Source organism: Hydrogenobaculum acidophilum (assembly GCF_054656715.1).
On sequence record NZ_BAAHXP010000010.1, the window covers coordinates 45,723 to 60,142 of the forward strand.

Annotated in this window: 20 protein-coding genes; 18 read left to right on the forward strand and 2 right to left on the reverse strand. The window is 33.4% G+C overall.

Annotation, left to right across the window (positions count from 1 at the left end; all coding sequences use genetic code 11):
* Positions 1–6: 6 nt before the first annotated feature.
* Together uppS and hfq are read right to left on the reverse strand one after the other, a co-directional pair.
* Positions 7–711: a polyprenyl diphosphate synthase gene (uppS, locus tag ACYQZV_RS06290; RefSeq protein WP_459894094.1), complete on the reverse strand. Its 705-nt coding sequence runs from the start codon at positions 709–711 to the stop codon at positions 7–9.
* Positions 712–752: 41 nt separating this feature from the next.
* On the reverse strand, positions 753–1,019 hold the full coding sequence (gene hfq / locus ACYQZV_RS06295) for an RNA chaperone Hfq (protein ID WP_459894095.1): 267 nt from the start codon (positions 1,017–1,019) through the stop codon (positions 753–755).
* A gap of 82 nt (positions 1,020–1,101) precedes the next feature.
* Here hfq and frr point away from each other — a divergent pair, with 82 nt between their 5' ends.
* The 18 genes from frr to ACYQZV_RS06385 all read left to right on the forward strand — a co-directional run.
* Positions 1,102–1,650, forward strand: a complete 549-nt coding sequence (gene frr / locus ACYQZV_RS06300) for a ribosome recycling factor (protein ID WP_459894096.1) — start codon at positions 1,102–1,104, stop codon at positions 1,648–1,650.
* Positions 1,647–2,435 carry a tryptophan synthase subunit alpha gene (gene trpA / locus ACYQZV_RS06305; protein WP_459894097.1) on the forward strand — a complete coding sequence of 263 codons (789 nt, stop codon included), beginning with the start codon at positions 1,647–1,649 and terminating at the stop codon, positions 2,433–2,435. Before frr ends, trpA begins: the two co-directional genes overlap by 4 nt.
* Complete coding sequence (locus tag ACYQZV_RS06310) at positions 2,432–3,100, forward strand: response regulator transcription factor (RefSeq protein ID WP_459894098.1); 669 nt, start codon at positions 2,432–2,434, stop codon at positions 3,098–3,100. Before trpA ends, ACYQZV_RS06310 begins: the two co-directional genes overlap by 4 nt.
* Positions 3,081–4,154 carry a sensor histidine kinase gene (locus tag ACYQZV_RS06315; protein WP_459894099.1) on the forward strand — a complete coding sequence of 358 codons (1,074 nt, stop codon included), beginning with the start codon at positions 3,081–3,083 and terminating at the stop codon, positions 4,152–4,154. The genes ACYQZV_RS06310 and ACYQZV_RS06315 overlap by 20 nt, the downstream gene beginning before the upstream one ends.
* 77 nt (positions 4,155–4,231) lie before the next feature.
* Positions 4,232–5,077: a hypothetical protein gene (locus tag ACYQZV_RS06320; RefSeq protein WP_459894100.1), complete on the forward strand. Its 846-nt coding sequence runs from the start codon at positions 4,232–4,234 to the stop codon at positions 5,075–5,077.
* Between the two features lie 33 nt (positions 5,078–5,110).
* The gene (uvrC, locus tag ACYQZV_RS06325) at positions 5,111–6,808 is read left to right on the forward strand and encodes an excinuclease ABC subunit UvrC (RefSeq protein WP_459894101.1); all 1,698 of its coding nucleotides are present in this window, start codon (positions 5,111–5,113) and stop codon (positions 6,806–6,808) included.
* Positions 6,809–6,817: 9 nt separating this feature from the next.
* On the forward strand, positions 6,818–6,970 hold the full coding sequence (locus tag ACYQZV_RS06330) for a hypothetical protein (protein WP_459894102.1): 153 nt from the start codon (positions 6,818–6,820) through the stop codon (positions 6,968–6,970).
* Positions 6,971–7,097: 127 nt separating this feature from the next.
* Positions 7,098–7,340 (forward strand): sulfurtransferase TusA family protein, encoded by a 243-nt coding sequence (locus ACYQZV_RS06335; RefSeq protein ID WP_459894103.1) that lies wholly within the window; start codon positions 7,098–7,100, stop codon positions 7,338–7,340.
* Positions 7,337–7,645: a DsrE family protein gene (locus ACYQZV_RS06340; protein WP_459894104.1), complete on the forward strand. Its 309-nt coding sequence runs from the start codon at positions 7,337–7,339 to the stop codon at positions 7,643–7,645. Before ACYQZV_RS06335 ends, ACYQZV_RS06340 begins: the two co-directional genes overlap by 4 nt.
* A gap of 1 nt (position 7,646) precedes the next feature.
* The gene (locus ACYQZV_RS06345; protein WP_459894105.1) at positions 7,647–7,985 is read left to right on the forward strand and encodes a DsrE family protein; all 339 of its coding nucleotides are present in this window, start codon (positions 7,647–7,649) and stop codon (positions 7,983–7,985) included.
* A complete protein-coding gene (locus ACYQZV_RS06350; RefSeq protein ID WP_459894106.1) occupies positions 7,979–8,224 on the forward strand; it encodes a sulfurtransferase TusB in 246 nt (81 codons plus the stop codon). The genes ACYQZV_RS06345 and ACYQZV_RS06350 overlap by 7 nt, the downstream gene beginning before the upstream one ends.
* Positions 8,225–8,713 carry a 6-pyruvoyl trahydropterin synthase family protein gene (locus ACYQZV_RS06355; protein ID WP_459894107.1) on the forward strand — a complete coding sequence of 163 codons (489 nt, stop codon included), beginning with the start codon at positions 8,225–8,227 and terminating at the stop codon, positions 8,711–8,713.
* Complete coding sequence (locus ACYQZV_RS06360) at positions 8,710–9,057, forward strand: hypothetical protein (protein ID WP_459894108.1); 348 nt, start codon at positions 8,710–8,712, stop codon at positions 9,055–9,057. The genes ACYQZV_RS06355 and ACYQZV_RS06360 overlap by 4 nt, the downstream gene beginning before the upstream one ends.
* Positions 9,058–9,696 carry a 2-C-methyl-D-erythritol 4-phosphate cytidylyltransferase gene (gene ispD, locus ACYQZV_RS06365; RefSeq protein WP_459894109.1) on the forward strand — a complete coding sequence of 213 codons (639 nt, stop codon included), beginning with the start codon at positions 9,058–9,060 and terminating at the stop codon, positions 9,694–9,696.
* A gap of 93 nt (positions 9,697–9,789) precedes the next feature.
* A complete protein-coding gene (locus tag ACYQZV_RS06370) occupies positions 9,790–10,164 on the forward strand; it encodes a DsrE family protein (RefSeq protein ID WP_459894110.1) in 375 nt (124 codons plus the stop codon).
* Positions 10,165–10,379: 215 nt separating this feature from the next.
* Positions 10,380–12,044: an HDOD domain-containing protein gene (locus ACYQZV_RS06375; RefSeq protein WP_459894112.1), complete on the forward strand. Its 1,665-nt coding sequence runs from the start codon at positions 10,380–10,382 to the stop codon at positions 12,042–12,044.
* An 83-nt stretch (positions 12,045–12,127) separates the two neighbouring features.
* The gene (locus ACYQZV_RS06380; protein WP_459894113.1) at positions 12,128–13,321 is read left to right on the forward strand and encodes a methyl-accepting chemotaxis protein; all 1,194 of its coding nucleotides are present in this window, start codon (positions 12,128–12,130) and stop codon (positions 13,319–13,321) included.
* A 31-nt stretch (positions 13,322–13,352) separates the two neighbouring features.
* The coding region (locus tag ACYQZV_RS06385) for a tetratricopeptide repeat protein (RefSeq protein ID WP_459894115.1) at positions 13,353–14,420 on the forward strand (1,068 nt) is incomplete at its 3' end.

Genomic DNA, 14,420 nt, shown 5'->3' on the forward strand with positions numbered 1-14,420 from the left:
TTCTTATTATATCATATCTACCGGTTCTACTGCTCCAAAGCGCCTTTTCCTTCTGAAAAAATCTTCCACTATGATGCACAAATCTTCTGGTGTAAAATCTGGCCAGTATTTTTCGCAGAAAAAAAGCTCAGCGTAAGCCAAATCCCAAAGTAAAAAGTTTGATATCCTTTTTTCGTTGCCAGTTCTTATAAGAAGGTCTACCGCCGGTAGAAAGTATGTGTCCAAAGCTTTTTTTATATCCTCTTGGGTTATTATTTTCTTTTTTTTATCCAAAAGCTTGTTAAATGCCCTTGTAATGTCGTCTAATCCGCCGTAATCCACTGCCAGTGTAAGCGTTATAGAGTTGTTTTGACTGGTTTTTTGCTCTATGTCTTCCATATACTGAAGAAGATCTTTTGGTATCCTGTCTCTTCTTCCTATAAACTTCATCTTTATACCATTTTTTAAAATACTTTCTTCTTTTCTTACAAGGTATTCTTTGAAAAGCTTAAAAAGCACATCTATTTCTTCTTTTGGTCTTTTCCAGTTTTCTGTAGAAAATGCAAAAAGTGTAAGATAACTCACGCCAAGCTCTTTGGCTTTTAAAGTGATAGGCTCCACTACCTCAGCCCCTGCATAGTGTCCGTAAAACCTACTCTTTCCCTTATCTTGAGCCCATCTTCCATTGCCATCCATTATTATAGCTATATGTTTTGGTACATTTAAGTCCATTAAATTAGTATAACCTAGAAAAGTGAAATCAAGATGAAATATTATACGTTGTAATTTTCTTCCTCCTCTTCGTCTACTTCGTTAAAATTTAGTTCTAGTCTTTCGGCTGGTATTATAGTTGTGATAGAGTGCTTGTATACAAGCGTTTGTTGTTTACCATCTTCTATAAGTATTGTATAAAGGTCAAAAGATCTTACCTTACCTTGCAACCTTACGCCGTTTAAAAGATATATAGACACTTTTACTTTAGACTTTCTTAGCTGATTTAACATCAAGTCTTGCAACCTCGCTGCATTCTTACTACCCATAGCTTTACCTCTCAAAGTTAATAATTTATTATTATATCAAATTTTCATAAAAATTACAGGCTTTTGATTTATAATAAGTAATATGATAGAGGATATCTTGAAAGAAGCTGAAGAGAGCATGAAAAAGAGCATAAGCCATTTTAAGAGCGAATTGGCAGGTTTTAGAACAGGTAGAGCCTCTAGCTCTTTGGTGGAAGATATAAAGATTGAGTATTACGGCTCTAGGGTACCTATTAAACAAGTGGGTAACGTAAGCGTACCAGAGCCAAGTCAGATACTCATTCAGGTATGGGACCAAAACGCTATATCGCCAATAGAAAAAGCTATAATGGAACAACTATCTTTAAACCCAGCAAGACAGGGAAATACGCTACGCATTACGCTGCCCCCTCTTACCCAAGAAAGACGTAAAGAGCTTGTAAAACTTTTACATAAGACTACCGAAGAAGCGAAGGTGGCTATAAGAAACATAAGAAGAGATGCCAAAGAGATGATAGAGTCTTTGGAAGGCATATCTGAAGATGAAATAAAAAGAGCTCTTGATAAACTTCAAAAGATTACAGACAAATATATAGATGAGATATCAAACCTATCGGCTTCCAAAGAAAAAGAGATTACGGAGCTAAAATGAATATATCTGAAACTTTTAGGCTTTTAAAAGAAAAAAACAAGATATCGTTGCTCTCTTACATGGTGGCCGGATACCCCGATTTAGAAACCTCTTACAAAGCTTTTGACATACTCTTAGAAAACGGCTCTGATATGATAGAGATTGGGTTTCCTTTTTCAGACCCAGTGGCAGATGGCCCAACAATCCAAGAAGCTCATACTATAGCTCTACAAAACGGTATCACCCACAAAGATATATTTAATCTTTCTAAAAGCCTAAAGACAAAACACAAAGATAAACCTTTTTTGTTGATGACATATTTTAACCCTATTTTTAAGCTTGGTTTGGATAGTTTTTTTGATGAGGCCAAAGAAGCTGGTATAGATGGTTTTATAATACCAGATTTGCCCGCCGAGGAATCAGAAGACATCAGAAAATCCCTTGATAAACGAGGTCTTAGCCTTGTGATGCTTCTAGCTCCCACCTCTTTTAAAAACGGAAGAGTATCTACCGTATGTAAGATGTCCACCGATTTTGTTTATATGGTATCTATAACAGGTATAACAGGTGCAAGGGATAAACTTCCGATAGACAGCATAAAAGAATACGCAAAAGCTTACAAAGAGCATTGCCATAAGCCTATAGTGCTTGGTTTTGGTATATCCACAAAAGAGCATATAAACGCTTTGAAACAATATGTGGACGGCGTGGTGATAGGAAGTCATTTTGTTAAAAGCCTAAAACAAAGAGGCTTGGAAGGGTTAAAAGAAGAGGTTATAAAACTCTCAGAAGCTACGTATCTATGAAAATACTTGTTGTAGAAGATGATAAGACGCTTTTAGAGCTTTTATGTAAAAAATTAAAAGAAAATGGATTTATGTGTGAAGGGGCGGACAGTGCCCAAGATGCACTGTTGTTTTTAAAATCTGAAGAGTTTGATGTTATATGCCTTGATATAATGCTTGGAAAAGAGAGCGGCATAAACCTTTGTAAAGATATCAGAGAGTTAAACAAAGAAGCTTCTATCATTTTTATAAGTGCTATAGCTGACCTTAGCACCAAGACTAAGGGTTTTGAGGATTGTTTGGCAGACGATTATATTACAAAGCCCTTTAGCGTAGAAGAGCTTATTCTTCGTATAAAGGCTGTTATAAGGAGAAAGCACAACATAAAAGGAAGTGTTGTAAAACTAAGGGAAAATGTGCTTTACGACATGGATAAGAAAGTCCTTATAGTGGACGGTGAAGAGAAAGAGCTTACCAGAAAGTTAGCCTGCATATTGGAAACTCTTATATTTAAAGCTGGAAAACTTGTATCTTACGAAACTCTTATGCAAAACTGCTGGGATATGGCGGAGACTCCAAGCCAAGATTCCATAAGGACCCATCTTAAGCTTTTAAGAAAACTTTTAAAAGAAGAGAACAAAGACATTATAAGAAACGTCCCAGGTCTTGGCTACAGACTTGTTTAAAAACCTTTTTACAAATGCAAAGTTAAAATTTGCCATACTAAATTCAATCATATTTGTACTTGTAATGGGATTTTTCTACTATATTGTATACAACCTTTACGTCGGATACGCCCAAGAGATAATAAAAAATCGTTCAGAGGAACTTGCAAAAATAGCCATCCTAAAAGTGGCAAACCACAAAGCCTTTACGCTTCCACCAGGTTTTAGCATCACTATCAAATCAAACGGTAAAGTTTATTACGATGTAAACAAAATAGACAAAGACGATAAAAATACCATAAAGATAAAAGACAGGTTTGAATACAACGGTAATATATATACGGTGTTCTTAAAAGCCTCTATGGAAGATATAATAGAATCAGAAAAGCAAATAATCTTTTATGCAAGCTTGTTGTTTTTCTTGCTAACATTATCTGTTTTTGGTATATCTTATTTGTTTGCTGGCATATTTTTAAAGCCTATTGAAGATTACACCCAAAAGCTTGATATAGTCCTAAAGGGTAGCATGCACGCTATAAACACACCGGTTGGTATTTTAAAACTTATAGACATAAAAGATAAACGTGCCAAAGAAGCTATAGCTCGTATTGAGGATACGGTAAACCGTGTAAAATCCATTTTCATATCAAAGCCAAACGAAGAAACCTTGATAAATATAAATGAATTTGTTAAGGATGCCGTAGATTCTTTAGAAGATGCCCTAGAGTCAAAAAATATCGCTGTTAGCATTGAAGAGGATACAACGCTTAAAGTTTATGCAGACCCCATGGATATGTCTATGATAATAGAGAACATCTTTGATAATGCCATAAAATACAACAAAGAAAACGGTTTTATAAACGTCAAAATATCATCTTCCAAGCTTGTAGTGGAAAACCCAAGCGAGCCTATATCAGATGCCTCAAAAATCTTTGAGCTTTTTTACCGTGAAGACGAATCAAAAGAAGGCTTAGGCCTTGGTCTTTATATAGTAAAAGCTCTCTGTCAGCGAAATAGTATCTCGGTAAAAGCCAAATACGAAAACGGAACTTTCAAGATTACACTTGAATGGTAAATAAAAATTAGAATGGCTTATATCATATATAGTTGTTTTTTTGGTAAAAAGTATTTATCTTTTTTAAAGAGGAGCTTATGAAGACGGTAGAGGAAAGGATTGACAAGTTAGAAGAACTCGTTGAAAGACTTACGATAGAAATGATTTCTTTCAAGGAAGAGATGAGAGAGCTTGTAAAAATATCAGAAGAAAGTAGACAAAAAGACAGAGAAGAATTCAATAGGAAGATGGAAGAGTATAAAAGGCAATCAGAAGAAAGCAGAAAGCTTGATAGGGAAGAGTTTAACAGACGAATTGAGGAAATTGTAAAAATATCAGAAGAAGATAGACAAAAAGACAGAGAAGAATTCAATAGGAAGATGGAAGAGTATAAAAGGCAATCAGAAGAAGATAGACAAAAAGACAGAGAAGAATTCAACAGGAAGATGGAAGAGTATAAAAGGCAATCAGAAGAAGATAGACAAAAAGACAGAAGAGAGTTTAATAAACTGATGGGTGAGATTGCAAATAAAGTTGGTAAACTCACAGAAGATATAGTAAGGCCTGCGGTAAGACCTGTTGTCGAAAAGTACTTTTCTTGTGAACTTAGTGCCATCTTTACAAATGCGGAAAGAAAAACAAAAGACCTTAATGGGGAGTTTGATGTAATAGCGGTATCTGATACATGTAAAACCGTATACCTTATAGAAGTAAAATCAACTATGAGGACAGCTTATATAGATAGTTTTCTAGAAGATACAATACCGAGGTTTAGGGCGCTTTTCAAGGAATATCAGGATTATAAAATTATTCCTATAATAGCTGCCCTTGAAATAAAAGAAGATATGTTAAACTACCTATCTAAAAAGAAAATATATGCTATGGCTTATAGAGAGTGGGATTATATGGATATATTAAACTTTGATAGAATAAAAGATGTTTAGATACAAACAACCGTTTTATTAATTTGAGTAGGTATGGAACTCGCTGAACTTATAGAAAAAGCCCCCGAAGAACCAGGCGTTTATATTTTTAAAAACCAAAGACACTATATCTATATAGGAAAAGCGGTAAGCCTTAAAAAAAGATTATTACAGCATCTAAAAGAAAGGGCAAACTCTCAAAAGGAAGAAAATATATTTAGACATTCCACGGAGCTTCAGTGGATAGTGACCAACAGCGAATACGAAGCTCTTTTGTTAGAAATGGACCTTATAAGAACTCACAAGCCAAAATACAACGTGCTTTTAAAACACGGTAGCGGTTACCCTATCATACTTATAACTGACGAAGATTATCCTACTGTTAAAATCACCAGAGACACGAAAGAAAAAGGAGAAGCTTTTGGACCCTTTCTAAATGTAAACAAAGCTATAAAGATTAAAAAGCTAATACATAGCACCTTCAAGCTAAGAACGTGTGAAGAAATGCCAAAAAGACCAACACCATGTATGGATTATCATCTTGGGCTTTGCTCTGGTCCTTGCGCAAATTTAATATCCAAAGAAGACTACGCTATAAGCGTAAAATCCGCCAAAGCCTTTTTATCGGGCAACGTAAAAGATGTACTTCCTATTTTGCACGAAAAAATAGAGCAATACGCTTCAAATTTAGCTTTTGAAAAAGCGGCATTTTTAAGGGACCAGGTATTGGCTTTGCAGAACATAGTAGAAGGTCAAGGGGTGTTTTTATACGATATAGAAGAAGCGGATGTGTTTTACTTGGAAGGTTATAGTTTATGGCTTTTCATAATAAGAAACAAACGTCTTGTGGCTTATAAAGAGTTTTCTATAAACAAAGACCAGATTATAGACCATGAAGAGATGCTTGGCACATATTATATGTCAAATATCATCCCTAAGAAAATAATAACAAACTTTGATATTACAGAAAATTTTAGGCTTTTTATAAAATCAAAACGAAAAGATACAAGCTTCTCTTTAAATATACCAAAACAGCTTTTAAAGATAATAGAAAAGAATGTAATTTTAAAACCAGACACTGCAGAGTTTGAAAGCGAATTTCATAAGCTTTTTGGGAAAAAAGCCCCAAAACTGATAGAGTGTTTCGATATAAGTCATTTTCAAGGACATTACACAGTGGGTTCTATAGTGGTTTGGGAAGAAGGCAGCCTAAACAAATCAAAATATAGAAGATACAAGATTAAAACCGTGGATTACATAGATGATTTTGCTTCTTTGAAAGAGGTTTTATCAAGAAGGGCAAAAAGGATAGTATCAAAAGAGGATAAGGCTCCGGATATGTGGCTTATAGACGGTGGTAAAGGTCAACTTTCAATGGGTATCGAAGTAAAGGAAAAATTTTTATTAAACATATACGTATGCTCTTTAGCAAAAAAAGAAGAAATCATCTATACAGAAGATGGGCTTGAAATACCCATAAAAGACAACCAAGCCCTTTATAGGGTCTTTGGGCTTTTAAGAGACGAGGCGCACCGTTTTGCCATTACCTACAATAGAAACCTTCGCTCAAAAGAGTTTATAGAAGATACGCTATCAAAGGTAAAAGGCGTTGGTAAGATAAAACGAGAGATTATATATAGACACTTTGACAGCCTTTATGATTTTATAAAATCTGACGATGAAAAGCTTAAAAAACTTGGCATATCAAAATCTATAAAAGAAAGTGTGAAAAAGATACTTGGAGACATATAAAATAATCTTATGAAGAAAGTAAGACTAAACGATGAAAAGATAAAAGCTATAAAGGATAGTATAAAAGCTTACGATAAATTTCTAAACATTACCAATGGGATTTTAGCCATTGATGATAATCTCTTTTTTGTTATTGCAAACGGTGACAGGCTTGTCGCTTAATTGTGAATACAGTTTTTAAAAAATTATGCCATAGGAGACTTTTTATGTCATACTTACATTGGAAAGTTGGGTAAATTTATATCTATAATCATAGTATTTGGCTTTTAATAATATTATCATTGTTAAGATGAGTGATTTTAAAATAAACAAAGAGCTTGATATCACCGGAGAGATTTGTCCTTTTACCTTTGTGAAAAGCAAGCTGGTTTTAGAGACCATGGAAAAAGGAGAGATATTAAGGGTAATAGTGGATTACGAACCGTCGGCAGTTAGCGTGCCAAAGAGTATGACAGATGAAGGTCAAGAGGTGCTAGCCACCAACAAGATAGACGATAAAAGATGGGAGATAATCGTTAGAAAAGCAAGATGAACATACTTATAGTAGTGACATCAAACCCCTTTTCGAAAGACTTTGACAGCGTATACAAACTATCAAAAGCCCTTGTAGGAAAAGCTAGCGTGACGATATTTTTAAGCGGAAACGGCACTTACTGGCTTACTTACGACATGACAAAAAGCTTTTTAGATATAGGTGTAAAGATAATATATTGTGCTCATTCAGCCCGTCAAAGGGGCGTTGAAGAGTCTATAAAATCCCAAAACTTTATTTCAAGCTCTTCTTACGATATGTTTAGAAAGATATCAGAGTTTGATAAGGTCATAAACTTTAATTGATATGATAAGTTTTATACTTAAATCAGAGCCCTTTTCTTGGAAAGCGCACGAAGGCTTAAGACTAGCCGCTGCAAGCGGTATCACAAACGATACAAACGTTGTATTCACAGGCGATGGTATCTACGCTATAACAAAATGGCGCCCAGAAGCTCTTGGTATAGCAAGTTTTGAAAAAATGATAGAGCAGATGGGTATGTTAAACGTAAGCTTTTATGCCGAGAGCTCTTGTATAGAATCAAGAGGTTTGAAGGCTTTTGAGTTTATAATAGAGCCAAAAATTATATCCTCTGAAGAAGTAAAAGATATTATATTAAAATCAAAGGCGGTGCTTGTATGGTAGAAAACCCAAACACCGTTTGGCTTGTAAGAAAGTTTGGAGATTTCAAAAGTAGCCTACCTTCTGAAAACGACATCGTAATACTTATACAAGATGCAGTCTTAAGAGCACCAAACAAAAACTGGTATCTATGTAAAGAAGACGTATCTGCAAGAGGACTAAAGGTTCAAGAAGAATTTTTACTTAGCTGGGAAGACATAGCAAAACTCATACTAAAAGCTAAAAACGTGGTGGTGTGGTAAATGTGGTATATATCAAAAACCTTTAGATTTGAAGCTGGACACAGGGTTTGGAAACAAAATCTAACATGTTCAAGAGGCTCAAATTTAGGCTCTGATTGTCAAGAAAACAAATGCATAAACCTTCATGGGCATAGCTACGAAATAGAGGTGGTGTTATCATCAAATGTACTTGACAACCAAGACATGGTGATGGATTTCCATCATCTTAAAAGCGCACTAAACCCACTCATAGAACAATTCGACCATAGCTTTATCATAGATAAAAACGATCCACTTTTTGAGGCTTTTAACAAGCTAAATCAAGAATACGGATTAAAACTCACGGTGGTGGATTTTTGCCCCACGGCAGAAGCACTAGCAAAATATATATATAATTATACAAAAGAAAAATTTGAAAAAGCTGGGCTTTTAAACGAAGTAAATATATACAAAGTAATTGTTTGGGAAACCAAAACTTCAAAGGCTGAATACATAGGAGAAGGATTATGAGCGTAAGACACAAAGTAAAAGAGCTTATAGACAAAAAGTATGAAGAGCTTGAAAAGATAGGGAAAAACCCACTAAAAGTGTATGTGGTGTTTAGTCCAAAAGACAATTTGGAGGATTTTGACCCAGAGTTAGCGGAAGTGTTGGAGTTTGAGCTAGACAAAGAAAATGAAGAGTCAAAAAAGAAATTCTTAGATAGGCTTTTAAGAGAGGTACTTGAGTCTGAAGTGAAAAACATGGTTTGGTGCGGGTTTGTAGTGGATACAAAAGAAGAGCTTATACCAATATTAGAGCAAATACCAAAGGATCAAATGGTAGAATTTATAAACTTAAAAAAAGAAGAATAGATGCCGTCTTTGATACTTTTGGCAGCTGGCGTAGGCAAAAGAGCCGGTATAAAAAAACAGTTTATAAAGTTTAAAGATATACCTCTTTACGCTTTTACCCTTAGAAAGGTAGCAGATCTTTTTAGCGAGATAATAATGACGGTCCCTCAAGATGTGGAGCCAAATATTTTATACGATGCCCATAAGTTTGGAGCAAGGTTTATATACGGTGGTAAAGAAAGACAGGATTCCGTAAGATTTGCACTGGAGATGGTAAAAGATGATATAGTGGTAATTCACGATAGCGCAAGACCATTTGCCAGTAGAGAAGTGTTTAAAAAAGTAATGGATTTGGAAAACTACGACGGAAAGATAGCAGCAGCAAAAGCAAGAGATACTATAAAAAAACTAGAAAACGGAATTTTAAAAACTATTCAAAGGGATAACGTTTGGTTGGCTCAGACACCTCAATGTTTTAAAACAGATGTTATCAAATACTGCCATGAAAAAGCGATAGAGGATGGTATAAAAGCCACCGACGATGCGTATCTGTTAGAGTGTTATGGATATAGTGTTGGTATAGTAGAATCCTCTTATTGGAATATAAAGCTTACGTACCCAGAAGATATCCCATTTTTTGACAAGATATTGCAAAGGTAAAAACTCACAAAATATCTTATAAGAAAATCTTATTGACAGTATACAAAATTAATTTTATTATGTTATTGTAATATCCTTAAAAGGAGGAAGTCTATGGAACAAAAAGCTCCCGATTTGGTGGTGATACTTCTAACTGGTCCAGAAAACCCGGCGAGGTTGCCATCTGCATTTTTCTTAGCCTCAACTGCTGCTGCCGAAGACATGAATGTAGTTATGTATTTCACTGGGCCTTCCACGCAGCTTCTTAAAAAGGGCGTAGCTGAAAACACATATCCTATGGAAGGTGGACAACCTATATCTTACTTTATCAACTTAGCCCGTCAAAACGGCGTACAGATGATAGCTTGCAAACAATCTTTAGATTTAAACGGCATGAAAGAAGAAGATTTGGCCTACGATTTCCCACTACTAACGCCGACCGCGGCGCTACCAAGCTTAGGGATGGCAGGTAAAGTAGTAACTTGGTAAAAATCTAAGGGGCTTTTAAAAGCCCCTTAACAAAAACATTGAATAAAAGAAAACATCTTAGATTTTATACACATATATAAACTACTTACGGTATCATAAAAAACATATCCTACGAAGGAGCTCTTCTAGAAGTACCAAATCAAGATACGATTAAAACGCTTTTAGAAAACAAAGACTTTTCCATAAGCATACTACAAGAAGAGGTAAAAGCAAAAGTGGTATTAGACAATTTAAATCCAAACAACAACTGTGTAGGGCTTCTTTTTGAGAACCCCATATCAAAAGATACGCTACAAAAAGCTATAAAACTATACAAAAAACCAACTCGCGTAAAAAAAGAACAAAAATTCAGGATAGAAATTGATGCTATAGAAGATTTTGAAGCCCATGATTTTGTCAAAGGAGTAATGCCTATAATAATGGAGCTTACCGATGAAAATACCAACGTAGACAAAATATATGCACTTATAAGAAACATGCCAACATTGGAAGAAGATATATTAAAAATAGCCAACAACGCTTATTCAAACAAAGGCATAGATATAAAAGATATAAAATCTGCCATTATAAGGCTTGGACTCTCAAGGATAAGAGATTTTACATTAAAAGCTATATCAAAAGAAGCTATAACAGAATATAAAGATGGGCTAAAAGAACTAACAGAAATAGAGCAAATACTCATCCTTCAAACAGCAATGTTTGACAACATATGTCAAATAGCCTGCACCCAAAAAAGTAGATTTTACGACCTTCTCATGTTATCTATGATAGATGGGCTTCTTATTATAATAGACTTTTTAAATAAAAACAACCATATTGATATCAAAAGCAAGATACTAAATATCGTAAAAGACCCATCAAAATTATACTCATACATATCTAGAGTGTTTGAAAAAGATATGTTTGGAAAAGACATGATAAGCTTAAATGCCACTTACTTTGAAAAGGTGTTTTACGGTTTTGAGGATTTTATTAAAAGTATAGTTATAGGATACTCATCTTACGCACCATACTACAAATATAACACCATCAAAAAATTACCAATATCAAAACAAGCTATAAACTTATCTTTTACAATACACCTTTCTATACTTGGTGTAAAGTTTATACTACAAAACGACGAAAATGCTGGGTTTATAATGCTAAATAGGTTAAGCAGGTTTGGTATAGATGGTGTAAAATTTTCCAGCTTTTTAAAAAATGCTATCAACGACGCAAATCTAACTATAAGAGATTTAGGAATGTCAAAAGAGATAAGCACTTCTATACCAAAAATAAACTACAGCCCAAACATAGAGGGTGAAAATGCAAAAGAGAAGGAAAAATCAGAAATACCAAAACCCCTCCAAGATTTTTACACTATATTCACACAAACGCTTACAAAACTAAAACGAATTTGTGTAAGATATGAAGATAAGGCTTATACAATGTTAAAAATAGAGAATCTTGTAAACTTTATAAAAGAAACCCAAAAAGGCATATTAGGGGTTGTAGACCTAAATACCTTTGAAACACCATCTTACGAAGACATAAGCTTTTTAGATGTGTTAATATTAAAGGATATAGACAACATAGAAGATGCTGGAAAATTAAAAGCCATATTAGAGAGTTTTGAAGGACATATAATAATGACTCTAAGAAACGACATAGATTTAGAGACTATAAACAATGAGCTTTTCAACACCATTGTAGAATTTACAATAGATTTTCCCTCTTACATGGAAGATGATGAATTTTACAACGATGTTGTTAAAAGCGCAAAAACATTGCTTAAAAAAGACTTTAATATAAATAATATAGACCAACAAGTATACGATTTAAAAGAAAGATACGATTTTAAATCAATTATAAGAAAGACAATAGATATTAAAATATATTAATATAATCATATCTTATAATTTTCAAAATAAAATATATGAATAAAACAATATTTTACGTGTAAACTTAAATACAAGGAGGTTCTATGAGCATAAAAGCTAAGCTATGGAGTATAATATTTTTCATCTTTGTGGGAGCAAGCGTAGCCCAAATCTCTCTATACTTTACAGGTAAACATATAGAAAACAAAATCATTTCTTTAGACAAAGCTTACCATCAAAATGAAAACTTACACAAATTGTTTGAAGAGATACTTACATTAAAAAATACATACTCTACCATACTTATAGATCCGTCCAACAATTTTGCAAGAAACAACATGTACTTTCCAGCTTTGAAATATGTAAAATCTCATGAAACTATTATAAAAGACCAAAATTTAAGAAATTTATTAGATAAGTTTATAGCACATACCTTAGATGCTGTAAATAACATAAACTCTCAAAATCAACAACAATATATGCAAGATAGCATAAAATATCAAACCACTGTATGGCAACCTTTTAGAAAAGGTTTTAACAAAGTGTTAGAAAATTCTAAACTTACTTTTAAACAAAAAGAGTCAGAAACTATAAACTACATAAACTCAGTTGGTATAAAATTAATGATATCTTCTTTAATGGCCCTTTTGGTGGCTATAGCCACATTCTTTGTAGAAAAAGATATCCAATCAAATATAAACAAACTAATAAACGTTATACAAAATATTACAAAGTCTATGAGGTTTGATTATTTGAAAACCAGTAAACCAGAACTAAAAGGAGAATTTGGCGATATACTAGACTCACTATCTAGGATGTTAAACGAAGTTGATTTGTCTATGAATGAAATAGAAAAAGTCATAAAGAATATAGCTAAAGGAAACTTTAAAGAAAGGGTAAACGAATCAGAGCTTGATGGTGATTTAAAAAATATGGCAAGGGTTATAAATGAGTCTTTGTCAAAGTTTGACAACGTTTTCCACGATATAAACGATACGTTATCAGAGGTGGCAAAGGGAAATTTAAGTGTAAGGATAGACTCTACAAATTTAGAAGGGGATTTGAAAGATATCGTTGAAAATATGAACAAATCGTTGGAAAAACTAAATTTAATTATAAACGATATAAAAAATACACTGGAAAGTCTTGCTATGGGTGATATGTCTGTACAAATAAAGGAATTCGCCGCTGGAGATATAGAAAAAGCTCAAAAACTTATAAACGATTACATAGTGCTAATACGCTCTTCCATGCAAGCGTTAAGGAAAGTTATGGAGACATCTTTAATGTCAAAGTAACCAATAGTTTATAAATGTTATAATATATTAAATGAAACATTATAGAAGTTTTTATATTATCTTTGCTTTTTTGCTAGGTTTTTTAAGCCTATACTCTTGTGCCCAAAATACTCACAACATAGAAGAGTTGTCTAACAAAAATTCAGAATACTATTACAACATAGGTATGGCCAGTTTAACCGCTGGAAACTACGCAGCTGCCATAGCAAATTTTAAGAAGGCCATACTAAAAGACCAATACAACTATAAAGCTTACGATAAACTAGCCCTTGCTTATGCAAACGTAGGTAATTACAAAAAAGCCATAAAAAACATAGACAAGGCAATAAATATAAAACCTGATTACTACCAAGCTATATTAGATAAAGCTATAATATTACAAGCCAACAACAAAGTTGAAGATGCTATCAACACATTGAATATATGTATAGAAAACGATTATTGTAGCTTAAGACCACAAGCTTACTATCAACTGGCAAACATATACAAATTAAGAAACGATACAAAAGACTATATAAAAAATCTAAACTTAGCCATTTTGTATGATAGAGATTTCAACGTAGCAAAGTTTGATTTGGCAAGAGCATACGTAGACAACAATATGTGTAACAACAAAAAAATAGAAGAAAAAGTAGAGTACCTTTTAGATAGTCAAAAAACCAACATAGGAGCTGAGAGTTATCCAGATATGTTGCTTTTAAAAGCAAAATGTTATACAGAAGCAAGAAATTTTAAAAAAGCCTCAAAATTAATACAAAAAATACTATTTAAAGATGATATACCTCAAAAATATAAAAACAAAGCCATAGAACTTTCAAAAGAATTAATCACATTAGAATATATAGATAAATACAACAACTCCACCAGTCAAAATATAGGCTTCGCTACAAATCTGCCACGCTCCACAAGTATACCACGGCCTACAAGTATACCACGAAACACAAGAACGACAAAAGTTACAGAAAATACAAAACAACTTACAGTTTCTAAAACTCTAGTATACAAAAATACTCTATTAAACAAAAATCAAATAAATAAACCAGTTATACAAAAAAATAATGAAATAGAAAATAAAAACCAAATTTACTACCAACTTGGG

Excerpts from the sequence above, each read along its gene's own strand:
- ACYQZV_RS06335 (WP_459894103.1), top strand. The coding sequence starts at position 7,098 with ATGAGTGATTTTAAAATAAACAAAGAGCTTGATATCACCGGAGAGATT.
- ACYQZV_RS06320 (WP_459894100.1), top strand. The coding sequence starts at position 4,232 with ATGAAGACGGTAGAGGAAAGGATTGACAAGTTAGAAGAACTCGTTGAA.
- ACYQZV_RS06380 (WP_459894113.1), top strand. The coding sequence starts at position 12,128 with ATGAGCATAAAAGCTAAGCTATGGAGTATAATATTTTTCATCTTTGTG.
- ACYQZV_RS06330 (WP_459894102.1), top strand. The coding sequence starts at position 6,818 with ATGAAGAAAGTAAGACTAAACGATGAAAAGATAAAAGCTATAAAGGAT.
- ACYQZV_RS06355 (WP_459894107.1), top strand. The coding sequence starts at position 8,225 with ATGTGGTATATATCAAAAACCTTTAGATTTGAAGCTGGACACAGGGTT.
- uvrC (WP_459894101.1), top strand. The coding sequence starts at position 5,111 with ATGGAACTCGCTGAACTTATAGAAAAAGCCCCCGAAGAACCAGGCGTT.
- ACYQZV_RS06360 (WP_459894108.1), top strand. The coding sequence starts at position 8,710 with ATGAGCGTAAGACACAAAGTAAAAGAGCTTATAGACAAAAAGTATGAA.
- ACYQZV_RS06340 (WP_459894104.1), top strand. The coding sequence starts at position 7,337 with ATGAACATACTTATAGTAGTGACATCAAACCCCTTTTCGAAAGACTTT.
- hfq (WP_459894095.1), bottom strand. The coding sequence starts at position 1,019 with ATGGGTAGTAAGAATGCAGCGAGGTTGCAAGACTTGATGTTAAATCAG.
- ACYQZV_RS06310 (WP_459894098.1), top strand. The coding sequence starts at position 2,432 with ATGAAAATACTTGTTGTAGAAGATGATAAGACGCTTTTAGAGCTTTTA.
- ACYQZV_RS06350 (WP_459894106.1), top strand. The coding sequence starts at position 7,979 with ATGGTAGAAAACCCAAACACCGTTTGGCTTGTAAGAAAGTTTGGAGAT.
- uppS (WP_459894094.1), bottom strand. The coding sequence starts at position 711 with ATGGACTTAAATGTACCAAAACATATAGCTATAATAATGGATGGCAAT.
- ispD (WP_459894109.1), top strand. The coding sequence starts at position 9,058 with ATGCCGTCTTTGATACTTTTGGCAGCTGGCGTAGGCAAAAGAGCCGGT.
- frr (WP_459894096.1), top strand. The coding sequence starts at position 1,102 with ATGATAGAGGATATCTTGAAAGAAGCTGAAGAGAGCATGAAAAAGAGC.
- ACYQZV_RS06345 (WP_459894105.1), top strand. The coding sequence starts at position 7,647 with ATGATAAGTTTTATACTTAAATCAGAGCCCTTTTCTTGGAAAGCGCAC.
- ACYQZV_RS06370 (WP_459894110.1), top strand. The coding sequence starts at position 9,790 with ATGGAACAAAAAGCTCCCGATTTGGTGGTGATACTTCTAACTGGTCCA.
- trpA (WP_459894097.1), top strand. The coding sequence starts at position 1,647 with ATGAATATATCTGAAACTTTTAGGCTTTTAAAAGAAAAAAACAAGATA.